This is a genomic window from uncultured Merdimmobilis sp., assembly GCF_902471145.1.
Classification (GTDB): domain Bacteria; phylum Bacillota; class Clostridia; order Oscillospirales; family Ruminococcaceae; genus Merdimmobilis; species Merdimmobilis hominis.
On record NZ_CABRJC010000002.1, the window covers coordinates 132,645 to 154,074 of the forward strand.

The 21,430-nt window shown below is 57.6% G+C and carries 19 protein-coding genes; 14 read left to right on the forward strand and 5 right to left on the reverse strand.

Going from position 1 to position 21,430, the window contains the following annotated elements; translation table 11 throughout:
• Positions 1-15 precede the first annotated feature (15 nt).
• The 9 genes from grpE to RDQ42_RS02075 all read left to right on the forward strand — a co-directional run bounded on the left by grpE (position 16) and on the right by RDQ42_RS02075 (position 8,144).
• Complete coding sequence (gene grpE / locus RDQ42_RS02035; protein WP_308588186.1) at positions 16-549, forward strand: nucleotide exchange factor GrpE; 534 nt, start codon at positions 16-18, stop codon at positions 547-549.
• A gap of 57 nt (positions 550-606) precedes the next feature.
• Positions 607-2,463 carry a molecular chaperone DnaK gene (gene dnaK / locus RDQ42_RS02040; RefSeq protein WP_071427411.1) on the forward strand — a complete coding sequence of 619 codons (1,857 nt, stop codon included), beginning with the start codon at positions 607-609 and terminating at the stop codon, positions 2,461-2,463.
• 199 nt (positions 2,464-2,662) lie between these two features.
• Positions 2,663-3,832, forward strand: a complete 1,170-nt coding sequence (gene dnaJ, locus RDQ42_RS02045; RefSeq protein ID WP_054331974.1) for a molecular chaperone DnaJ — start codon at positions 2,663-2,665, stop codon at positions 3,830-3,832.
• A gap of 155 nt (positions 3,833-3,987) precedes the next feature.
• Entirely contained in the window at positions 3,988-4,578 is a 591-nt protein-coding gene (locus RDQ42_RS02050; RefSeq protein ID WP_054331973.1) for a DUF3841 domain-containing protein, read from the forward strand.
• Positions 4,521-5,096, forward strand: a complete 576-nt coding sequence (locus RDQ42_RS02055) for a DUF3841 domain-containing protein (RefSeq protein ID WP_231358703.1) — start codon at positions 4,521-4,523, stop codon at positions 5,094-5,096. Before RDQ42_RS02050 ends, RDQ42_RS02055 begins: the two co-directional genes overlap by 58 nt.
• 60 nt (positions 5,097-5,156) lie before the next feature.
• Entirely contained in the window at positions 5,157-6,107 is a 951-nt protein-coding gene (prmA, locus tag RDQ42_RS02060) for a 50S ribosomal protein L11 methyltransferase (protein ID WP_054331972.1), read from the forward strand.
• Positions 6,108-6,111: 4 nt separating this feature from the next.
• Positions 6,112-6,834, forward strand: a complete 723-nt coding sequence (locus RDQ42_RS02065; RefSeq protein ID WP_071427409.1) for a 16S rRNA (uracil(1498)-N(3))-methyltransferase — start codon at positions 6,112-6,114, stop codon at positions 6,832-6,834.
• Positions 6,815-7,372 (forward strand): hypothetical protein, encoded by a 558-nt coding sequence (locus tag RDQ42_RS02070; RefSeq protein WP_231358704.1) that lies wholly within the window; start codon positions 6,815-6,817, stop codon positions 7,370-7,372. Before RDQ42_RS02065 ends, RDQ42_RS02070 begins: the two co-directional genes overlap by 20 nt.
• A gap of 73 nt (positions 7,373-7,445) precedes the next feature.
• The gene (locus RDQ42_RS02075) at positions 7,446-8,144 is read left to right on the forward strand and encodes a response regulator transcription factor (protein WP_071428414.1); all 699 of its coding nucleotides are present in this window, start codon (positions 7,446-7,448) and stop codon (positions 8,142-8,144) included.
• A 142-nt stretch (positions 8,145-8,286) separates the two neighbouring features.
• Here RDQ42_RS02075 and spoIID read toward each other — a convergent pair whose 3' ends face one another.
• Complete coding sequence (spoIID, locus tag RDQ42_RS02080; protein ID WP_231358706.1) at positions 8,287-9,333, reverse strand: stage II sporulation protein D; 1,047 nt, start codon at positions 9,331-9,333, stop codon at positions 8,287-8,289.
• Between the two features lie 108 nt (positions 9,334-9,441).
• On the opposite strand from spoIID, the gene RDQ42_RS02085 reads away from it, so the two are divergent.
• Positions 9,442-10,275, forward strand: a complete 834-nt coding sequence (locus RDQ42_RS02085) for a hypothetical protein (RefSeq protein ID WP_054331969.1) — start codon at positions 9,442-9,444, stop codon at positions 10,273-10,275.
• A gap of 104 nt (positions 10,276-10,379) precedes the next feature.
• Here the strand turns inward: RDQ42_RS02085 and RDQ42_RS02090 are convergent, their stop codons facing one another.
• Entirely contained in the window at positions 10,380-11,177 is a 798-nt protein-coding gene (locus tag RDQ42_RS02090; RefSeq protein WP_231358707.1) for an SDR family NAD(P)-dependent oxidoreductase, read from the reverse strand.
• A 154-nt stretch (positions 11,178-11,331) separates the two neighbouring features.
• Positions 11,332-12,048: a hypothetical protein gene (locus RDQ42_RS02095; RefSeq protein ID WP_231358708.1), complete on the reverse strand. Its 717-nt coding sequence runs from the start codon at positions 12,046-12,048 to the stop codon at positions 11,332-11,334.
• Between the two features lie 233 nt (positions 12,049-12,281).
• Here RDQ42_RS02095 and RDQ42_RS02100 point away from each other — a divergent pair, with 233 nt between their 5' ends.
• From RDQ42_RS02100 to RDQ42_RS02110, 3 genes are all read left to right on the forward strand, one after another.
• Positions 12,282-13,472 carry a PLP-dependent aminotransferase family protein gene (locus tag RDQ42_RS02100; protein WP_231358709.1) on the forward strand — a complete coding sequence of 397 codons (1,191 nt, stop codon included), beginning with the start codon at positions 12,282-12,284 and terminating at the stop codon, positions 13,470-13,472.
• Between the two features lie 58 nt (positions 13,473-13,530).
• Positions 13,531-14,550 (forward strand): tryptophan--tRNA ligase, encoded by a 1,020-nt coding sequence (trpS, locus tag RDQ42_RS02105; RefSeq protein WP_231358710.1) that lies wholly within the window; start codon positions 13,531-13,533, stop codon positions 14,548-14,550.
• A gap of 160 nt (positions 14,551-14,710) precedes the next feature.
• Complete coding sequence (locus RDQ42_RS02110) at positions 14,711-15,427, forward strand: hypothetical protein (RefSeq protein ID WP_231358711.1); 717 nt, start codon at positions 14,711-14,713, stop codon at positions 15,425-15,427.
• 55 nt (positions 15,428-15,482) lie between these two features.
• Here RDQ42_RS02110 and gltX read toward each other — a convergent pair whose 3' ends face one another.
• Complete coding sequence (gene gltX / locus RDQ42_RS02115) at positions 15,483-16,946, reverse strand: glutamate--tRNA ligase (RefSeq protein ID WP_231358712.1); 1,464 nt, start codon at positions 16,944-16,946, stop codon at positions 15,483-15,485.
• A 354-nt stretch (positions 16,947-17,300) separates the two neighbouring features.
• On the opposite strand from gltX, the gene RDQ42_RS02120 reads away from it, so the two are divergent.
• Positions 17,301-19,622 carry a SpoIIE family protein phosphatase gene (locus RDQ42_RS02120; protein ID WP_054331963.1) on the forward strand — a complete coding sequence of 774 codons (2,322 nt, stop codon included), beginning with the start codon at positions 17,301-17,303 and terminating at the stop codon, positions 19,620-19,622.
• 183 nt (positions 19,623-19,805) lie between these two features.
• Here the strand turns inward: RDQ42_RS02120 and RDQ42_RS02125 are convergent, their stop codons facing one another.
• The gene (locus RDQ42_RS02125; RefSeq protein WP_054331962.1) at positions 19,806-21,131 is read right to left on the reverse strand and encodes a D-alanyl-D-alanine carboxypeptidase family protein; all 1,326 of its coding nucleotides are present in this window, start codon (positions 21,129-21,131) and stop codon (positions 19,806-19,808) included.
• Positions 21,132-21,430 lie beyond the last annotated feature (299 nt).

Genomic DNA, 21,430 nt, shown 5'->3' on the forward strand with positions numbered 1-21,430 from the left:
AAAGGGGAAAGATACTTGGATACGAAAAAACAAGATCCACAGGTGGAAGATACCGAGCTCCCACAGGTGGAAGAGGCCGAAAGCAAGCCCCAGGAGGCGGCGGAGGAACCCACAGCGCTGGAACAGCTGGAAGAAGAATACCGCCAGCTCAACGACCGCTACTTGAGAACCCTTGCGGAGTATGACAACTTCCGAAAGCGGTCTTCCAAGGAGCGGGAAGCCATCTACCCAGAGGCGAAAGCCGATACGGTAAAGGAGTTCCTCACCGTGGCGGACAGCTTCTCTCGGGCGTTGAGTTTTGAATGCGCTGACGCCGAGTTCAAAAAAGGGATGGAAATGATCCATACCGCCCTGTTGGGGGCGTTTCAAAAGTTGGGGGTGGAGGCTTTCGGGAAACCGGGAGAGACCTTCGACCCCAGCCTGCACAACGCCGTGATGCATGTGGAGGATGATTCCCTGGGCGAAAATACCATCGCCGAAGTGTTCCAGGAGGGATACCGCATGGGGGATAAAGTCCTTCGCTACGCCATGGTGAAGGTGGCAAATTAACGGTGCATACTTCTAAAATTTAGATATATCAATTGAAACATCAGGAGGAATTGAGCTATGAGTAAAATTATCGGCATTGACCTTGGTACCACAAACTCTTGCGTATCCGTCATGGAGGGCGGCGAGGCCGTTGTTATCGCCAATGCGGAAGGCGCCCGCACCACCCCCTCGGTAGTTGCGTTTTCCAAAACCGGTGAGCGGATGGTAGGCCAGGTGGCAAAACGCCAGGCCATCACCAACCCGGATCGGACTATCAGCTCCATCAAACGCCACATGGGCAGCGATTATAAAGTGTCCATTGACGGCAAATCCTACTCCCCCCAAGAGATCTCGGCTATGATCCTGCAAAAGCTGAAAGCGGATGCGGAGGCTTATCTGGGTGAGAAGGTCTATGACGCGGTTATCACCGTCCCTGCTTACTTCACCGACGCCCAGCGCCAGGCCACCAAGGATGCAGGCAAAATCGCCGGCCTGGAAGTGAAGAGAATCATCAACGAGCCCACCGCTGCGGCTTTGGCGTACGGTGTGGACAAAGAGCAGGATCAGAAGGTCATGGTCTATGACTTGGGCGGCGGCACCTTCGATGTCTCCATCATCGAGATGGGCGACGGGGTACAGGAAGTTCTGGCCACCGCAGGCAACAACCGGCTGGGCGGCGACGACTTCGACGAGCGGATCATGAACTACCTGATCAGCGAGTTTAAGAAGGAGTCCGGCGTGGACCTGACCGGCGACAAGATGGCTATGCAGCGGCTGAAAGAGGCTGCCGAGAAGGCGAAGATCGAGCTGTCCGGCATGACCACCGCCAGCATCAACCTGCCCTTCATCACCGCCGATGCCACCGGCCCCAAACACCTGGATCTCTCCTTGACCCGCGCCAAATTCAACGAGCTGACCGCCGACCTGGTGGAGGCCACCATGAACCCGGTTCGCCAGGCGATGAGCGACGCTGGCCTGAAACCCTCTGATATCGACAAGGTCCTGCTGGTGGGCGGTTCCTCCAGAATTCCCGCGGTTCAGGATGCGGTCAAAGGCTTCATGGGCAAAGACCCCTTCAAAGGCATTAATCCTGATGAGTGCGTTGCCATTGGCGCAGCCATCCAGGGCGGCGTTTTGGGCGGCGAGGTCAAGGGCCTGCTGCTGCTGGATGTCACCCCCCTGTCCCTGGGCCTGGAGACCCTGGGCGGCGTAGCCACCAAGATCATCGAGCGCAACACCACCATCCCCACCAAGAAATCCCAGATCTTCTCCACCGCTGCCGACGGCCAGACCTCGGTGGATATCCATGTGCTCCAAGGCGAGCGGGAGATGGCTAAGGACAACAAGACCTTGGGTATGTTCCGGTTGGAGGGCATCCCCGCCGCTCCCAGAGGGGTTCCTCAAATCGAGGTGACCTTCGACATCGACGCCAACGGCATTGTCCATGTCACCGCCAAAGATTTGGGCACCGGCAAGGAGCAGAACATCACCATCACCTCCTCCACCAACATGAGCAAGGAGGACATCGAAAAGGCCGTCCACGAGGCAGAGCAGTTTGCCGCCGAGGATAAGAAGCGCCGTGAGGAAGTCGATACCCGCAATGCCGCCGACCAGATGGTGTTCCAAACGGAAAAGACCATCAAAGACCTGGGCGACAAGATCGACTCCGTGGATAAATCCGAGCTGGAGAGCAAGATCACCGCGCTGAAGGAGGCCTTGAAGGGCACCAGCACCGAGGAGATCAAAGCCAAACAGGAGGATTTGCAGAAGAAATTCTACGAGGTTTCCGAGAAGATTTACAAGGCGGCTGCTCCCCAGGGCGATCCCACCGGAGGCGCAGGTTTTGACGGAAATGCAGCTGGCAACGCCGGAAGCACCGGGGCCGGTGACGGCTTTGTAGACGCGGACTTCAAAGAAGTAGACGACGAAAAGTAACCGGATAACACAACAAAATAAGGCTTGCGGGAATGCTTCCTGCAGCCTTATTTTGCTGAACGGGAGGGAATCTTTCCCCCGCCGTAGCAAAACCGGCCCGGTTGTGCTATACTAGAGGCATCTGCTGTCAGCAGAAGAAAGCCCCTGGTGCCAGCACACCTGGATATGGCTACATTTTTAGACAAAAGGGTGATCGAGTTTGCCGGATAAAAGAGATTATTATGAAGTCCTTGGGATCCAGAAGGGCGCCTCGGACGACGAGATAAAAAAAGCCTACCGAAAGTTGGCAAAGCAATACCATCCCGATCTCAACCCCGGCGACAAGGACGCCGAGGCGAAGTTTAAGGAAGTCAATGAAGCCTATGAAATCCTCTCTGATAAGGAGAAGAAAGCCCGCTACGACCAGTTCGGCTTTGCTGGGGTGGACCCCAGCTATGGCGGAGGGCAGGGCGCTTACGGCGCCGGTGGCTTCGGGTTTGACGACCTGGGGGATATTTTTGAATCCTTCTTTGGGGGAGCCGGCGGCTTTGGCGGCTTCGGCGGGTCTACGCGGGCCCGCAACCCCAATGCCCCGTTGCGGGGGAACGATGTCAACATCAGCCTGCCCCTCTCCTTTATGGAGGCGGCTTTGGGCTGTAAAAAAGAAATCAGTGTCACCCGGTTGGAGGGCTGTGCCACCTGCGGCGGCACCGGGGCCAAACCCGGCACCTCCCCGGAGACCTGCCCGGACTGCCGGGGCACCGGCCAAGTGCGGGTACAGCAACGCACCCCCTTTGGGGTGATTCAGACCAGCAAGACCTGTCCCAAATGCGGCGGCACAGGCAAGGTGATCAAAGACCCTTGCCCGGACTGCAAAGGCCAGGGGCGGATCCGCCGGACCAAAAAGCTGGAGGTCAGCGTGCCAGCCGGCATCGACGACGGCCAGACCTTTGTCCTGCGGGGCCAAGGCGACCAGGGGATCAACGGCGGCCCGGCCGGCGATGTGAACATCACCGTATCGGTGCGGCCCGACCCGCTGTTTGAACGGGATGGCTACGATGTGTGGTGCGACATCCCCATCACCTTCACCCAAGCGGCGCTGGGGGATGAGATCGTCGTCCCCACCATCGACGGCAAGGTGAAGTACAACATCCCCGAGGGCACACAGCCCGGCACGGTGTTCCGCCTGCGGAACAAAGGCATCAGCTATGTCAACGGCCGGGGCCGGGGCGACCAGTATGTCCGGGTCAACTTGGAGGTGCCACGCAACCTGAGCGGCAAACAGAAGGATGCCCTCAAAGAGTTTGAAAAACTCTCGGGGGATAAAAACTATGAGAAGCGCAAAAGCTTCTTCGAGCGGCTCAAAGACGCGGTAAAAGGCGACGAGTAAACGGTATAAAGCAATATAGCAGCGGGGGTTCTGTTTAGAGCCCCCGCTGTTTTTTAGCCCCCAAATGAAAGAGGAGACCAAGGGCGGCCCCCTTGTTTCCCGCGGGCTTTTCCCGTATAATAGCGATAGAGCCTGCATGGGCTGGGGAGGACAGTATGGAACAGATCAAAGTTTGGACCAAACAGCATAAAAACGTGTTGGAAGAGCTGAAGAAGACCGGGCGCTACACCGCCAAACGGCAGTACATCGCCATGGATATGCAGGAGCATGCGGATCTGGTTCTGGAGGCTTACGACTGGCTGGTCAAGCATGGGCCGGACGCGGGCAACCGCCCGCCAGATGCGGATTACCCAGTGTGGGTCTCTTTTCAAAGCGAGGCGACCATGCTCCCCAGTGAAGGGACGGTCATCCTGGAGCTGGAGCTGGATCCTGCCATCATCACCCCTGTCAACATCGAAAAATGGGGGACCATCCTCAATTATTCGTATATCCCCAAGGACCCCCAGGACGCCAAGCGCCATCGGGCGCTCCTGGAGGAGTACGGGGTCAGCGACGCCAAAGCTTACATGTCCCAGTTTTACCCGGAGATCAAGCGGGAGATTGTGGACAGTTGGGACCGGCTGTTTGACGACAGCATCATTTTGGGGAATAAAGCAAAATATGGGACTATCTGGGAGGTGAAATGGGAATGGGTGACCAGCGTGGCACAATACGGCTCTACACCTGTCAAACCGACGCGGTGCTAGAGGCCATCCGGCGGGATGGCGTCTGCTTCTCCAAAGAGGAGTATGTCCGCCGCAAATACGAGGAAAGCGCCCCCATTTTTTTAACCGCCTACCGTTGGTTTGTAGGGGAGGCCCAGCGGTTTGTCCCCAAACCCCCAGGGGCCCAGTTCCCCTATTGGGCGTTTCAGGATTTGTACAGCATGGATCAAAGCGGCGGCCATGTCCTAGCCTTGGATGTCCCCCGGGAAGAGGCGGTCCTATTTGACTTATATGACTGGAATAAGATCGTCTGCCTCAAGTACCTGGGGGAGACAGAGAAGGAAGAAAAGGCATTCCACCAGATGCTGGCCCAGTGCGGCGCCAATGAAAACCAGGTGATGCTCACCGCCTTTTACCCTCAGTGGAAGCAGGAGATCTTAGAGAGTTGGGGGCGGCTTTTCCGCCACCACGAAAGGATCAAGGCTGGGGACAACACCAGTGTGGGAAGCGTCCAGGCCGGGCTGTGGCAGATCAAAGCGGAGTGGATCGCCCAGCGGTGATCCTATTTGCAAAACAAGGACCGGCGGCTGCAGCCGCCGCAAGATAGAGGAGGCATCCCTATGGATTGGACCGAAGTAAAAATCAACATCCCCACCCGTTGGGTGGATGGGGCGTCTGCCATCGCTCAGATGGTGGTCCCCTACGGCATTTACATCGAGGATTATTCCGATTTGGTCACCGAGGCGCCCAAAATCGCCCACATCGACCTGATCGATGAAGAGCTGCTCCAAAAGGATCGGGAGCATGCGGTGATCCACATCTATATCAGCCCGGAGGAGAACCCCGCGGAAGCGGTCTCCTTCCTCCACGAGCGGCTGCAAAGCGAGGGAATCCCCCATGAGATCGACACCGAGAGCGTCCAAGAGGAAGCCTGGGCCACCGCCTGGAAAAAGTATTACCACCCCATCAAGCTGGGCCAGCACCTGGTCATCTGCCCTTCTTGGGAGGAGGTGGACTGCGCCCCCGACGAGGTGAAGATCACCCTGGACCCGGGCATGGCCTTCGGCACCGGCACCCACCACACCACCCAGCTCTGTTTGGAACAGCTGGAGGAAAATATCAAGCCTGGCTGTTCTATCCTGGACATGGGGTGCGGAAGCGGCATCCTCTCCATTGGGGGGATTCTGCTGGGCGCAGCCAATGCCACAGCCGTGGACATCGACCCGGTGGCAGTGCGCACCTGCCAGGAGAATGCGGCGGTAAATGGGGTCCATGCTGACCGGTACCGGGCCCTTTCCGGCGACCTGGTGCGGGACAAAAAGCTGCGGGAGGAGATCGGCTCTGGCTACGACATTATCACCGCCAACATTGTGGCGGATATCATCATCGCCCTGGCCCCCACCTTTGACGGCTTTTTAAAGGACGACGGGGTGCTGATCACCTCCGGCATCATCGCCGAGCGCCACCAGGATGTGGTGGAAGCTCTGGCAAAGGAGGGGTTCTACCCAGTGGAGACGGTGGAGCGCAAAGGCTGGGTGGCCATCACCTTAAAAAAAGCCGGGAAGGAGTAGGCCTATGCCCCGTTTTTTCAGCGAGGAAATTGAGGGGGATCGGGTGTTCCTCCGGGGGGAGGACGCCCGCCACATCCAAAAATCCCTGCGGATGCAGCTGGGAGACCCCCTCACCGTCTGCGATCTGGGGGGGACTGACCTCTCCTGCCGCATCGAGGAGTTTTCCCCTGACCTGGTGACGGCCGCCATTTTGGAGCGCCGCCCCAGCGAGGCAGAGCCCACCGTCCAGGTCCGGCTGTACCAGGCTCTCCCCAAGGGGGATAAGCTGGACTTGATTGTCCAGAAGGCGGTGGAGCTGGGGGTCCATGAGATCATCCCGGTGCTGACCAGCCGCTGTATCTCCCGCCCCGACGGCAAGAGCATGGAGAAAAAAATCCAGCGCCTTTCCCGCATCGCCCTGGAGGCCGCCAAACAATGCGGCCGGGGCATCGTCCCAAAGGTGGGGGCGCTGCGCAGCTGGGAAGCGGCTTTGTCCGAGATGGGGGAGGCTCCCCTTGCCATTCTCTTTTATGAGGAAGCCACCGCTCCCCTGCGGGAGATGCTGCAGGGGGCGCCGGAGCAGGTTTCCATCCTCATCGGGGCGGAAGGGGGCTTTTCCCGGGAGGAGGTGGAGGAGGCCAAAGCCAAGGGCCTGCTGGCCGCCAGTTTGGGCAAGCGGATTCTCCGGTGTGAGACCGCGCCTTTGGCCGCCCTTTCGGTGCTGATGTATGAAACAGGAAATCTATAGCCCCCCCAACGAGGGGGAACGGTACCAAAACCCCTGGTGGCTCCCCATTCTGGCGGTGTTTTTAGCGGCCAGCGCCCTGCTGCTGGGGCGGTTTCTGGCCGACCATTATGTAAAACCGGCCCTCCCCAAGGAGAGTGTCTTGGCGGCTCAGCTCCAATCGGAGGAGGGGCAAGACCTGTTGCAGCTGGCCTCCGATCGAAACACTTATACCTTGCTCCTCTACTTTGTCAGCGGGGAGATCCAGGCCGCCTTTGACAAGGGTTATATCCCCGGCCCGGAAGATCTGCGGGTCTTCGTCGCCTCCGCAGGCCTCGCCCACCAAAATGGGGTTTCCATAGAGGCGGTAGAAGTGGGGGAGGAGGGGATTGCCCTCACGGGGACGGCGCCCGGCTCAGAAGAGGCTGACGCCTTTCTGCTGGGGCTGCAAAGCCAGGGCTTTTTGGCCTCCTATCAGTCCACCGATCCGGGGGAGGCGTTCCGGTTCACCGTTTTTCTCTCCCTGCCCCAGCTGGAGGAAGCCCATCTTTTTGTCCGGTGAGGGAGAAGGGGGCTTTTTTGGATAGGACCCTATGGAATACGGCCGCGCGGGCGGCGGAATCGAGGCGCTAGCAATGGCAAAACTCATCTACATCACAGAGGACGACGACAATATCCGGGAGCTGCTGCGCTGCACCCTGGAATCCTATGGGTACCGGGTCCAGTGCTTTGACGGCGCCGCCGGGATGTTTGACGCCATCCGCGGGGAGCTTCCTGACCTGATCCTCTTGGACATCATGATGCCTGGCATGGACGGAATGGAGGCGCTGCGCATCCTCAAAAACGACCAGAGGACTGGGCCGGTGCCGGTGATCATGCTCACCGCCAAATCCGGGGAGGTAGACAAGGTCACCGGCCTGGACCTGGGGGCGGATGACTACATCACCAAGCCCTTTGGCCTGCTGGAGCTGACTGCCAGGGTGCGGGCCGCCCTGCGCCGCAATCCTTCGGGGGGCGGAAAGGGGGAAAACATTCTCACTGCGGCGGATATCACCTTAAATGTGGACAGCCATGAGGTGTTCCGGGATGGCACTCCCCTGGAGCTGACCCTCAAAGAATTTGAACTGCTTAAGCTCCTCATCCTCAACAGCAACCGGGTGGTCCCCCGGGAGAACCTGCTGGGGGAGATTTGGGGCTACGACTACATGGGGGAGACCCGTACCCTAGACATGCACATCAAAACCTTGCGGGCCAAGTTGGGGGACGATGCGGACAACCCCCGGTACATCAAAACGGTGCGGTCGGTGGGGTATAAATTCATCGCCAAACCCTAGCGGGACAAGGGGAGCCGCTGTGGAAAGCCGCCCTCTTGCCCCACAAGAATGGCCGGAAGCCCGGGAATTTCCTTTGCCAGGGGAGTTCACGCTGTTTTCCGATATTAAAAAAGCATCCCTGCCAAGGGATGCTTTTTCCGTTCTATGGCTGTTCCTCGCTTTGGGCGGCGGAGAGTTTGGCCCCGGTGAAGTAATGGGTCAAAATCTCGTCAAAGGTGGCCCCTTGGCGGGCCATATAATCTGCCCCGTATTGGGAGAGGCCCACCCCGTGGCCGTACCCTTCCACCTGGAAGGCAAAGGTCCCGTTTTGGAAAGACACGGTGAAATCGGAGGATTTGAGGCCCAGCACCTGGCGGACTTCCTTGCCGTGGAGGATTTGGTCCCCCACCTGGATTTGTGTCACATAGCCGGAGTCGGAGCGTTCCTTCACCACAAACCAATCCTCCTGGCTGGCGGGGAAAGTGAGGCTGGGGTAAGCGGTGGAAAATAGAGCCCGCACCTCCTTGGGGGTAAAGGTTTCGGTGGTGGCAAAATCCGGGGCCAACAGGTCCCCTTCGCTCTCCACCGGAACGAGATAGGGCACTGAGGCGGACCAGACGTTGACGGCATCCTCTGTCTCCCCGTTGGAGGTGGAGTGGTATGCCGCCAGAATGGGCTGGCCGTCGTAGGTGAGGACATACCCCAGGGTGGAATCCGCCGCTTCACAGATCTTGGACCAATAGAGCTCAAACTGATCGCCATACCGTTCCCGGGCCATCTCCTCGGTCATATAGCCCTTGCCGTGGTCAGGGTCGGCGGAGAAGTCCGCATTTTGAATCACCGGATCGGGGGAGAGGCGGGAGAGGTTCTGCCGGTAGAGGGCATAGGTGTGGGCGGCCACCGCCTGGGCTTTGAGGGCCTCCAGGTGAAAGGAAGGGGGCATCTCCGCCGCAACTGCCCCCCGGACATAATCCTGCACCGACACCGTCTCCACCTTGCTGGTGGCGGTGTTGTAGATGGCAAAGCTCTCGGCGTCGGCCACTGGGCGGGTGGTGGTAACCGGGGCGCTGGAGGCCTCCCCCTGTACTTCCTGGGTGATATGGGAGGGGGACTCCACCGGTCGGCTAACCGGTGGAGAGCGCAGCACCGAAAGGGGGATGAGCACCACAAGCAGGATAAAGGCCAGAAGAAAGGCGAGTCCGATGCGCATCGGCAAAACCTCCTTATCTCAAAATTGACTTTTTACATAATTTGGAGTAAAATTGCGTTACTAATTGGGGTTTTATGTCCGCTTTGTCGTGGGAAAGGGGGAGAAAAGATGCTGTTTTATGGGGTTATCACCTTTTTATGTGCGGTGCTCTGCATCCCTTTGCGGATTTACATGGAGCTCCAGTGCATCGACCCCTTTACCGGGTTTTATGAAGGGGGCACGGCCCTGCGGTGGTTGTATGTCCTCCTGGTGGGGGCGGCCATCCTCTGTCTGCTGCTTCCCAAAAGGGAGAGCCGCCGAAATGTAAAGCCTGTATCGGGCCGTATCTGCCTGCTGCCCGCTGGAATATTGTTGGCCCTCTCGGCTGCGGCCAGCGCCTGGAGTACTTTGGGCCAGCTTCTGGTTCAGGTATGGAACAAAACAGGGGCCAGCCTGTTGATAGGTACCGTGGTGTGCCTGGTGGCTGCGGCGGTGAGTTCCTTGGTTTTTGGAGGCTTGTTTTTCTTCGGCAGAAGTCGGCAGAACGGATTCCAGCCGCTGCTTCTCCTGGCCCCTGTGCTGTGGATTCTTCAGCTGCTGATCCAGAGGTTTTCCCAGTTTACAGCGCTCTCCTCCATCTCGGATCAAAAGATTTTTGTGGCCTTTTTAGTGTTTTCCTGCCTATTCCTGTTGTTCCACGCCCGGGCTGTGGGCGGGGTGGACCCGGATCGGGGACGGCGCTGGTCGGTCCCCCTGGGCTATGGGGTGTTCCTGCTGGGCGCTCCTCTGGCGGCGGGGATTGCCGCAGTCCGGTTTGCGGGCATTGGGGCATACCCCACCTTGAGCGATGTTGATCTCCTGTTGGTTGCCAGTATGGCCTTGTACGCCCTTGTCTATAGTTATACCGTAAGCCGGGAGCAGTATTTAGTCGAACAGTCGGGGCGGATGCTCCACAGGGAGTAAAAGGGCGCCTTTTTCGCCCTGTGGCTGACGGGCGGCACAACTGTATAAAAAAGGACGGCCCCATAGGGAGCCGTCCTTCTTGATTATTTCGATCAGACTTTGGTTTAGGTTCTGTTGGCCCAGTCCACCATGTCGCCATAAACCGGAGTAGGCAGGCCGAAGCCACCGCTGACCGCCATGATCTGGCCGGTGGTAAAGGCGGATTCGTCCGAGGCAAAGTAGACCACAGCTGCGGCAATCTCCTCTGGTTTGCCCATCCGGGGGATAGGGGTGTGCTTCATAAACATGGCGTTGAACTCGGGGCTCATATTGCCAGAAACCGCTTCGGTGGCAGTCATGCCGGGGAGCACGGCGTTGCAGCGGATACCACTGCGGGCCCCCTGGACGGCCAAGTTCTCGGTGATATAGTTGATGGCGTTTTTGCTGATACCGTAGGCAATGCGGGCCAAATCCGGGTACAGGCCGCCAATGGAGGAGATATTGACGATGCTGCCGCCCCCGTTTTTCTTCATCACTGGGATGACCCTTTGGGTGCTGAGGTAGACACTGGCCAGGTTAGTCCGCAGGATACCCATAAACACTTCAAAGTCGGTGTGTTCCACATCGAAGTCGTGTTTGGGGTCTCCGGTGCCGAAGTTGTTGACCAACACATCCACCCGGCCTTCTTTTTCCACCACTTCATCCACCATGGTGGCATAGCTCTCCTCCCGGTAGGCGTCGTTGAAGACCGCCCGCACCCGGTGGCCTTCCAGGCACAGTTCTTTGGCCTGGGCCTCGGCCTTTTCCAAGTTGCGGGCCGCCATGTAGACGACGGCGCCCTCTTTGGCGCAGGCTTTGACAATCTCCCAGCCGATGCCGCGGGTGGAGGCGGTGACCAATACCACTTTATTTTGCAATCTCATTCGGTTACACTCCTTGTTGATCATTTCGTTACTAAGATGTCCCAAATCCCACCGTTTAGTAGGGCAAAGGAATAAAAATAAGCGGGGCCCTTTTGGGGCAGCGGTATAAAAATTGGCGGGGAGGAACGCGTTCCTTCCCGCCGGTGGGTTGATATTAGAATACAAGCATCATGGGAACATTGTGCTCCATGCAGAAATTGCTCAAGGCATAGTAGACAGAGTAGGCTTGTTTGGCCCGCTCCTCCAGGATGCTGGCATCTTTGTAGGTCTCTTTCCAGGAGAGGATCTCCTCAGGTGTGGCCTTCCAGCAAGCTTCGTTGAGCTCCAGGAGCTGCTCGTGCTGCCGCAGGCTGGATGCCATGGGGATCACCTTGCCGCTGGGGCACTGGGCGGTGAAGGTAAAGGGCACATCCACCGGCAAAGAGAGCTGGGGCCCGGTGATGATGGCCGAATAATGGGGTTTGTAATCTTTTTCGTCCACATACTTGCGGTACACCGGCTCCTTTGTCCAGTCCCAATCCTCGCCCAGGCGATGCAGGGGGGCTTTGCGGCCCATTTCCACATGGAGGGCCCAGATGATGAGGGCGCCGAAATTCTCCCAGGAGAGGCGGTCGGTGGCGTAGTCGCCATTCAGGTCCTCGGCCCAATCAACCGGGCAGTTGTGGTGGGCCTGGATCTGGCCGGTGATGTACTCTTTCCACTGGAGCACCACTTCGCCAGTCTCCTCGGCGCTGATGGGCAGGTTGCACAGTTCGGTCATCCGCTCGCCCTCGATGCCGGGTTCTTTGCCTTTGGTTTTCTGCTCCTCAATATTGCACCAGTTATGGGCATAATAACGGCCCAAAGAGCCGCAGTAAATATCAAGTGCCATAATAATCCTCCGCTATCTTTTAAAATCATTGACTTTTTTCAAAATTGAGCCATACTAACAGTATAAAGTTTCTCGGGGAAAAAAGCAATCTTTCTGCTACATTTTACAAACCAGACACGAAAATCCGTTTTTCTATAGTTTCGCGCTTTACAATGTTAAATTCATTTGATACAATGGTCGCGGAACAAAATCGCTGGGGAAAAGCCACCCATCGTTAGAAAGAGGTGTTTTGCATGAACCTAACCTTCTCCGACCGGATATCCGGCGTCAAACCATCGGCCATCCGGGAAATCCTAAAGCTTTCCACCGACCCGGGCATCATCGCTTTCTCCGCCGGGAACCCGTCCCCCGACGCCTTCCCAGTGGAGGCCATCGCCCAAATCACCGCCAAGGTGCTGCGGGAGAACCCGGTGGGGGTTCTGCAGTACTCCCTCACCGAAGGGTACCCTCCCCTGCGGGAGGCCCTCAAAACCTGGATGTACACCCGCTGCCACGCCCTGCGGGAGTTTGACGACCTGGTGGTGGTGGCCGGCGCCCAGCAGGGAATCGACCTGATCTGTAAAACCTTCTGCAACGAAGGGGATGTGATTCTCTGTGAGGATCCCTCTTTCATCGGCTCCCTCAACTGCTTCCGCTCCTATGGCGCCAAGCTGAAGGGGATCCCCATGGATGGGGACGGCATCGACCTGGCCCTTTTGGAAGAGGCCCTGAAGACCACCCCAAATGTCAAGCTTTTGTACCTGATCCCCAACTTCCAGAACCCCACCGGCATCACCATGAGTTTGGAGAAGCGAAAGGCGGTCTACGCCCTGGCCAAACAATATGGGGCGCTGATTCTCGAAGACAACCCCTACGGCGACCTGCGGTATGAGGGGGAAGACGTCCCGACCCTTAAATCAATGGATGAGGACGGCATCGTCCTGTACTGCGGCAGCTTTTCCAAGGTGCTGTCCCCCGGCCTGCGGGTGGGGTATGTGCTGGCCCACAAGGATATCATCCCCAAAATCACAGTGGGTAAACAGTGCACCGATGTCCACACCAACATTTTGGCCCAGCACATCTGCGAGCGGTATATGGCTGAATACGACCTGCCCGCCCACATTGAGGACCTGCGGGTGTTATACCGCAAAAAACGGGATTTGATGCTGGATTCCTTGGCCAAATACCTGCACCCCGCAGTGACTTTCACCCATCCCCAAGGCGGCCTGTTTATCTGGTGCACCCTGCCCGACGGGGTGGATATGATGGCCTACGCCGCCGAAGCGATCAAACGGGGGGTGGCGGTGGTGCCGGGAACTGCCTTTTTGGCAGATGAATCCGCTTCCAGCCAGTCCTTCCGGGTCAATTTCTCCACCCCTTCCGAGGAAGCCATCGTCAAGGGCTGCAAAATCCTGGGCGATCTGAGCCGGGAGTGGATTGGCTAATTTTTGATTCCCCTGCCAATGGATGGCGGCAATGAACAATCAACAGGAGGCAACTGCTATGGAACAACAACTCACAGCTCCCCAGCCGGAGCGCAAGAAACGGATTTTTTCTGGAATCCAGCCCACCGGCGTCATGACCTTGGGCAATTATTTGGGGGCGGTGCGCAACTGGGCCCAGCTGCAGGAGGATTACGACTGCACCTACTGCATTGTGAACATGCATGCCATCACCGTCCGGCAAGAGCCGGCAAAGCTGCGCAAAAACACTCTGGACGCCTACGCCTTGATGCTGGCCTGCGGCATTGACCCAGAGAAGAGCATCGCCTTTATCCAAAGCCATGTGCGCACCCATGCGGAACTGGCCTGGGTGCTGAACTGCTACACCCAGTTTGGCGAACTGAGCCGGATGACCCAATTTAAGGATAAATCCGCCAAGCACGCCGACAATATCAACGCCGGCTTGTTTGACTACCCGGTGCTGATGGCCGCCGACATCCTTGCCTATCAGGCGGACCTGGTCCCGGTGGGCATCGACCAGAAACAGCATCTGGAACTGGCCCGGGATATTGCCATCCGGTTCAATAACCTCCACGGCAATGTGTTTACCGTGCCGGAGCCTTACATCCCCAAAGCGGGGGCTAAAATCATGAGTTTGCAGGAACCCACCAAGAAGATGAGCAAATCGGATGAGAATGTCAACGCCTTCATCACCATCCTGGATGATGAGGACACCATTATCCGCAAATTTAAACGGGCTATCACCGACTCGGAGGCGGAGGTGGTCTACCGGGAGGGGAAGGATGGCATCAACAACCTGATGAACATCTACTCGGTGATCACCGGCAAGAGCTACGATGATATCGCCAAAGAGTTTGAAGGCAAAGGCTACGGCGACTTCAAGCTGGCCGTTGGGGAGACGGTGGCTGACGCCCTCAAGCCGGTTCGGGAGCGGTTTGCTGCCCTTCAGGCGGATAAATCCTACCTGGAATCCTGTTACCGCCACGGCGCGGAGCAGGCCCTTGCCATCAGCGCCCGCACCTTGGACAAAGTGTATAAGAAGATTGGATTTTTGCAGTAGTCTATAGAAGAAAGAATTCCGCCGGGACAGGGTTCCGGCGGAATTCTTTCATCCTAAGGGAATCTGCGTTTTTTGCTTCCCATCCTGTAAAGAGTTGCCTTTTCTGGCGATTTCCATTAGAATGAGGAAAAAGGCAGGAAATTGGAAAGGGTGTGAAAAGATGAAGAAAGCATTGGCGGTTTGTCTGGCACTGTTCCTGTTGGCGGGGTGCAGCGGCACAGGAAGATCCTCCTCCCAGGAGAGCAGCGCTTCCGCCGGATCCCAGGGGGAAATCCTTTCCCGGGAGGAGCCCCGCGAAGAGCTGCCTTCCATGGATGAGCGGCAGCAGGAGTACGCGGAGAAGTACCTCTCCCCCCTCGCCTATTCCGGTTTCTTCTGGCGGGAATATACCGGCGACCCCGCCCAGCTGGGGAAGAAGCTGGACGAGGAGGGGAATGTGGTGGGAAGCGACCTCCTCTTTATGCTGTTTGAGGACTCCTTCACCCAGGAGGAGCGGGAGGAGTTGTATGCCCAGTATCCCGATGGCATTTACCCCCAAGAGGCGGTGGAGGAACCGCTGATTTCCCACTTCGGCTGGACGGCGGAACAGATCCGCTCCCAATTGTCGGAGAGCTACGACCCCCAGGCCGGGACTTATCGTTACCTGGGCGGCCGGGGCGGCGGGCCGGTGTATTATGTTGTCACCGGCAGTTCAGCCCAAGGGGATATCCTCACCCTTGACTATGAGGTCTATGGGCTGGGCGGCGGTGAGGATCTGGAGGATTACCTTCTCAACATCCAGGCCCAGCTGACCATCCAGGTGGATGGAGAGGATTTTGTCTACCAGGCCAACCACATCCAATGGGAACGCCCTGACCCTACCGCCAGGGATAACTAGCACGATAAAAAAGGCCCCGAAAGCATCTTGCTTTCGGGGCCTTTTTGTGTCTTTTTTACTTGGTGAGCTGTTCAATGCCCTTGTGGATGCGGGCCAGGGATTCCTCTTTGCCCAGCATGGCGCAGATTTCAATGCCGCCGCCGGGGGTGAACTGTTTGCCGCTGACGGCGACCCGCACCGGCCATAGCATGTAGCCGTTCTTCACGCCCAATTTAGCGATCAGGTCGAAGAGGGCGGCGTGAATGTGCTCTACGTCAAATTCCGCTTCGGGGATGGCTTCCAGCACAGGGAGGGCAGCTTTGAGGGCCTCCAGGGAGGTCTCCTCATTGGTCTTCATCTTTTTGCTGATGTACAGCTCGTTGGAGTACGCGGGCAGGGCGTCGATGAAGTCCAGCTGCTCAGGAATGTCCTCCAACACCTCGCACCGGGCTTGCAGCACCTGGGCGATGAGATGGGTGTCCACATCCGCCTTGGAAACCCCTTTGCGGATCCAAGGAAGGGCCTTTTCATGGAACTCTTCGGGGGTGAGCTTGCGGATGTACTCGCCGTTGATGTACCGCAGCTTCTGAGGATCGAAGATGGCGGGGGATTTGCTGATCCCCTCGATGTTGAAGTTCTCGATCATCTCCTGGAGGGTGAAGATCTCCTGGTCGCCCTTGGGGCTCCAGCCCAGAAGGAGGATGTAGTTGAGGATGGCCTCTTTCAGGTAACCCTTTTCAATCAGATCTTGGTAGGAGGCGTCGCCGTTGCGCTTGGAGAGCTTGTGGGTGGCGTCCTTCATGACCGGAGGGGTGTGGATGTATTTGGGGATCTCCCAGCCAAAGGCCTCATACAGCAGGTTGTACTTGGGGGCGCTGGAGAGGTACTCGTTGCCGCGGATGACATGGGTGATCTCCATCAGGTGGTCATCCACCACATTGGCAAAGTTGTAGGTGGGCATGCCGTCAGTCTTGATGAGCACCTGGTCATCAAGGGTGTTGTTCTCCACCGTGATGTCCCCGAAGATCTCATCGTGGAAGGTGGTGGTGCCGGTGGTGGGAATGTTCTGCCGGATGACATAGGGGATGCCGGCGTCCAGCTTAGCCTGGATCTCCTCTTTGGAGAGGTGCAGGCAGTGCTTGTCATATTTGGGGGCTTGTCCCGACGCCTTCTGCAGCACCCGCAGTTCCTCCAGCCGGCCCTTGTCGCAGAAGCAGTAGTAGGCGTGGCCGGATTCGATCAGCTTCAGGGCATACTCCTTGTAAATGCTCATCCGCTCGCTCTGGACATAGGGGCCGTAAGGGCCGCCGATGTCGGGGCCTTCGTCCCAGGTGAGGCCGGTGTCTTTTAAGGTGTTGTATATAATATCAAGAGCGCCTTCGACAAAGCGTTCCTGGTCGGTATCCTCAATTCTCAGGATCATTTTTCCGCCAGTGCTTCTCGCAGTCAGATAGCCGTACAGTGCGGTGCGCAGGTTGCCCACATGCATGTAACCAGTGGGGCTGGGCGCAAATCTGGTGCGTACGCAGTCATAGTTCATTCTTGTTGCCGCCTTTCTTTCATAGAGTCGGCGGATGGCAGACATCCACCGCAGTACCTATTATAGTACCGCTTTGGCTGCGGCCTTGTCAAGAAAAACCCGGGATTTTGGGGGAATTTCCTCCCCGTGGGGAAAACGGGGGGAAAACGGTTGGCGCCAGGGGTCAAATGCGGGGGAGTTCTCCGAAAAAATCCCCAAAACCAATGGGGAAAAGTGGAAAAACCGACAGATTCCGCATTTGGGAGTGACTATAATGGATTATACAAATTGTAATAAATACAACTGATTATTCTATGCCAGCAATTTTGGATGTATGCGGCGGTGCCCGCTGCATGGAAAAAAGGAGGAAGCAGCGTGAACAACAGAACCGATGTGGTGGGTATTTCCCTTTGGGATCGCCTGCGCCAGGAGCTGAAAACCTACCGTTTCGCGGTGGAGATGCTGGTGACGGCGGCCGTGGCCTTTTTAATGGCCAACGCCTTTCTATTTGGGGATATCGCCCCCTTTGGGGTAGCGGTCACCGCCAGCAGCAAACAGAAGAATGTGCCGGCGGCTGCCTTGGGGGCTATTTTGGGCTACTGCTTCTCCAGCAACCCGGCGGGGAATATGAAATACGTCGGCGCAGTGGTGCTGGCCTTTGCCATCCGGTGGCTGGTGGCCACCACGCCGGCCCTGCGGTGGAACGCCATGCTGGCGCCGGTTGCCGCCCTAGTTGCCATGGGAATCCCCTCGGTGGCGGTGACGGCGGTCAGCGGGTTCTACCTCTCCGATGCGCTGGTCACCCTGTCGGAAAGTGTGATCGCTGCAGGAGCCGCCTATTTTTTCACCCGCAGCCAAGGGGCGTTGGACCTGGGCCTCGCCAATGCGGACAAGAATGACATCACCTGCTTGGTAATTACATTTGGGATATTGGTGATCGCTTTATCTGGATTGGAAATATTTGACGTGTCGGTGGGCCGGATGCTGGCCTTGGTGGTGCTGCTGGTGGCTGCCTACACCGGCGGTGAGACGGCGGGCTCCATCGCGGGGATCACCGCGGGCATAGCCGTGGGGATGATGGGTGGCTCCTACGGTTACCTGATGGGGGCGTATTGCCTCAGCGGTTTGGTGGCCGGGCTCTTTTCCCCTACTGGGCGGCTGGGGACAGCGGCTTCGGTGACCATCGTCTGCGCCATTGCCACAGCGGTCTCTCAAGGGGGGAGCCCCAGCGCCGTGGTGGAAGCCGCAGCTGCTTCGGTGGTATTTGTACTGCTCCCCGCCCGGTGGCTGGCCCGGGTGAGCCCGGAGGCACGCAAAGGCCCTGGGGTGGATGAAGCGCTGTTCCAAGCCCTGCTGGAGCAAAGACTCCAATCGGCCAGCCAGGCCCTGCGGGAGATCGCTGAGACCACCCACCAGGTCTCCGACCGGCTGGAGTCAATGCAGGCCAGCGACATCTCCACCGTCTATTCCAAGGTGGCAGACCGGGTCTGCAAGCGGTGCGGCATGAAAAACAAGTGCTGGCAGATCGCCTACAACGACACCATGAACTGCCTCAACGATGGCCTTGCCATCCTCAAGAAAAACGGGGTGATCCTGCGGGAGGAGCTGGCGGAGCCCCTGGCTCAGCGATGCTGCAAGCCGGATGAGTTCCTCGCCTCCCTCAACTACGAATACGGGGAGTATATCAAGAAAATCGGCACCCAGCGCAAGGTCTCCCAGGTGCGCTCGGTGGTCACCGACCAGTTTGAGGGGATGGCCTTATTGATGGAGTCGGTCTCCCGGGAATTGGGGGAGATCGCCGGCCAGGACCGCAAACTGGGGGCAAAGGTGCTGGAGTATTTTACAGGGAAAGGGGTGGAGCCTACTATGGCCTCCTGTTACCTGGACCGCTCCGACCGGATGACTGTTCAGGTGCTTCTCTCCCCTTATAAATTGGCCCGGATTGACAACCAGACCACCGCCTTGGACCTCTCTGACCTGTGCAACCGGGAATTTGACCTGCCTCAATTGGAATCCGCTGGCAAGCAGGTGGCCCTCACCTTTACCGAGAAGGCAGCCTATACCCTGGCTTGGGGCGGGGCACAGCGGTCTTGCGGCCAAAGCCGCCTCTGCGGCGATTGTTATGAGCAGCTGACCGACGGCCGGGGCAATGGGTACATCGTCCTCTCCGATGGGATGGGGAGCGGAGGTGCGGCCGCGGTGGATTCCGCTATGACAACCGGACTCCTCTGCCGGTTAATCCAGGCGGGGGTGGGGTTTGACGCCGCCCTCAAGATGGTGAACTCCGCGCTGCTGGTCAAATCCGGGGAAGAATCTTTGGCCACCATCGACGTGACTCAAATCGACCTGTACACCGGCCGGGCCGACTTCTACAAGGCGGGGGCAGCCCCTACCTTTGTGGTCAAATCCGGCAGGACTGGGTATGTGGAGTCCACCTCCCTGCCTGCGGGCATCCTGCGGGGGGTCAGTTTCGAGAAAAGCACCATCGGCCTTAGGGAAGGGGATATGGTGGTGATGGTCTCCGACGGGGTGACCGCCACCGGGGTAGACTGGATTCCCTCGGTCATCGACCAGTACCGGGCTGCCGGGGTGGAGGAAGTTTGCCGGCAGCTGGTGCAGACTGCCTTCGACCGCCGGATGGACGGGCGGGAAGACGACATATCCGCTGCCGGCTTCCTGTTGGAGAAGGGGGTTTGAAGATGCTGTATGCCATCTATTATTGGGTTGCCCATAGCATCCTGCTGGAAGGGGGATCGATTTCCATTCTTGTTATAGGGCCGGTGAAATTCACCGGCTGGGCAGGGAAAAGGATAAGACCCATAGAAAAAGAGCCGCAATCGCGGCTCTTTTTGAAAAAACATCCAGAAATTCTACATATAGTTATAGATTTTTCCGCCGGCGCACAGGTTTGTACCGCCGTTTCCCCTTCTGCTGCAAAAACATCAGCCCCACATAGCAGAGGGTGGAAAGGACTGCAAAGACCACCACAAACTTAAACCAATAGGCCCGCAGCATGGTGGAGAGAAGGTCTACATAAAAGAGGAAGATGTTCCGGTCTACATTTTCCATCGAGACCAATTCCACCTGGCCCAGCTCTTCCCCAGCCAGTGAGAAGTGGAGGTACCCCACAAAATCCCCCTTTTTAATAGGGGCTTTGATGTAGTTGGGCAGTTCATATTCGGTGGTTAAGCTGGCCACGTCGATGTCGTCGGGGATCAGCGCCTGGAACCGTTCGCCGCTCATCAGTTTGAGATGGTCCTTGTTCCAGGAGAGCTTGAGGGGGACTTCCACCAGGCTTTCCCCCTGCTCGGTGATGGTTTTGACCCGAAAGGTCGAGAACACCCAGTCGTAGAGCTTCTGGGTCTCCTCCATAGCGATGTTGGTGTCCCCCTCCATGGGGGCGCCCATCACCACCATCAGATACGAGTATCCATCTCGGGAGGCGGTGGTGACAATGCACCGGCCCGCTTCTTCGGTGGTGCCGGTTTTGACCCCGGTGATATAAGGATAGTAATAGCCGCTGCCTTTCACCATCATCTTGTTGGTGGTGTTCCAGTACAGGTTCTGGCCTTTGATGTTGAGGCCGCCATCGTAGAAGGTGGTGGAGACAATCTCCGCAAAGTCCGGGTTCTGCATGGCGTAGCGGGTGATTAAGTACATGTCTTTGGCGGTGGTGTAGTTGTCCGCCTCATGAAGGCCATTGGCGCTGGAAAAATGAGTGCCGGTGCAGCCCAGCTCCTGGGCTTTCTGGTTCATCAGGTCATAAAAGTAATCCAGGGAGCCATCCCCTACATAATCGGCCAAAATCACCGCCGCCTCGTTGGCGGAGGGGAGCATCATCGCATAGAGGAGTTCCCGGGCGGTGAGGGTGTCCCCCCGATACAGGCCACCCAAAGAGATGCCGCCGTACTGGGCGTTTTTCTCGCTCATCATCACTTCCAGATAGGGCTTGAAGGTGATTTCGGTGCCATCCAGGTCGTCGATGTTTTCCAGCACCACGATGGCCGTCATGATCTTGGTCAGCGAAGCGGGATACATCTTCGCATCGGCGTTTTTTTCATAGATCACGTTGCCGGTGTCCAGGTTGACCAAATAGACCGCCTTGGATTGGACGTCGAACAGGGGCTCATACTGGGCATAGGCGGGGATGGAGGAAAAGAGCAGGCAGATGATCAAAAGCAAGGGGAGAAAACGAAATTTTTTCATGGTATGGGAACCTCACTTCCATAAAAGCCGTTTATCGGAAATGGCAGAAAACCAGCTGACGAAAATTCAAATCCAGGCTGGAAACCGTCGCAAATACATGGTACAATAGCCACAGCAAAGCCGTGGCATTCGAAGAATTGCTTGCAGGGCGAAGCACTTTGCGGCAAGAGCCGCACCGCAATTCTTAAAGTTTGTGCAGACTTTGTGGTACAATAATCGGGACCCCCGCAGGGGGCGGGTACGATCCTATACCCTTTAGTATACCAGAAAAACCCGGATGGGTAAAGACAAAGGAGCGG

Excerpts from the sequence above, each read along its gene's own strand:
- dnaK (WP_071427411.1), top strand. The coding sequence starts at position 607 with ATGAGTAAAATTATCGGCATTGACCTTGGTACCACAAACTCTTGCGTA.
- RDQ42_RS02050 (WP_054331973.1), top strand. The coding sequence starts at position 3,988 with ATGGAACAGATCAAAGTTTGGACCAAACAGCATAAAAACGTGTTGGAA.
- RDQ42_RS02055 (WP_231358703.1), top strand. The coding sequence starts at position 4,521 with ATGGGTGACCAGCGTGGCACAATACGGCTCTACACCTGTCAAACCGAC.
- prmA (WP_054331972.1), top strand. The coding sequence starts at position 5,157 with ATGGATTGGACCGAAGTAAAAATCAACATCCCCACCCGTTGGGTGGAT.
- RDQ42_RS02065 (WP_071427409.1), top strand. The coding sequence starts at position 6,112 with ATGCCCCGTTTTTTCAGCGAGGAAATTGAGGGGGATCGGGTGTTCCTC.
- RDQ42_RS02070 (WP_231358704.1), top strand. The coding sequence starts at position 6,815 with ATGAAACAGGAAATCTATAGCCCCCCCAACGAGGGGGAACGGTACCAA.
- RDQ42_RS02075 (WP_071428414.1), top strand. The coding sequence starts at position 7,446 with ATGGCAAAACTCATCTACATCACAGAGGACGACGACAATATCCGGGAG.
- spoIID (WP_231358706.1), bottom strand. The coding sequence starts at position 9,333 with ATGCGCATCGGACTCGCCTTTCTTCTGGCCTTTATCCTGCTTGTGGTG.
- RDQ42_RS02085 (WP_054331969.1), top strand. The coding sequence starts at position 9,442 with ATGCTGTTTTATGGGGTTATCACCTTTTTATGTGCGGTGCTCTGCATC.
- RDQ42_RS02090 (WP_231358707.1), bottom strand. The coding sequence starts at position 11,177 with ATGAGATTGCAAAATAAAGTGGTATTGGTCACCGCCTCCACCCGCGGC.
- RDQ42_RS02095 (WP_231358708.1), bottom strand. The coding sequence starts at position 12,048 with ATGGCACTTGATATTTACTGCGGCTCTTTGGGCCGTTATTATGCCCAT.
- RDQ42_RS02100 (WP_231358709.1), top strand. The coding sequence starts at position 12,282 with ATGAACCTAACCTTCTCCGACCGGATATCCGGCGTCAAACCATCGGCC.
- trpS (WP_231358710.1), top strand. The coding sequence starts at position 13,531 with ATGGAACAACAACTCACAGCTCCCCAGCCGGAGCGCAAGAAACGGATT.
- RDQ42_RS02110 (WP_231358711.1), top strand. The coding sequence starts at position 14,711 with ATGAAGAAAGCATTGGCGGTTTGTCTGGCACTGTTCCTGTTGGCGGGG.
- gltX (WP_231358712.1), bottom strand. The coding sequence starts at position 16,946 with ATGAACTATGACTGCGTACGCACCAGATTTGCGCCCAGCCCCACTGGT.
- RDQ42_RS02125 (WP_054331962.1), bottom strand. The coding sequence starts at position 21,131 with ATGAAAAAATTTCGTTTTCTCCCCTTGCTTTTGATCATCTGCCTGCTC.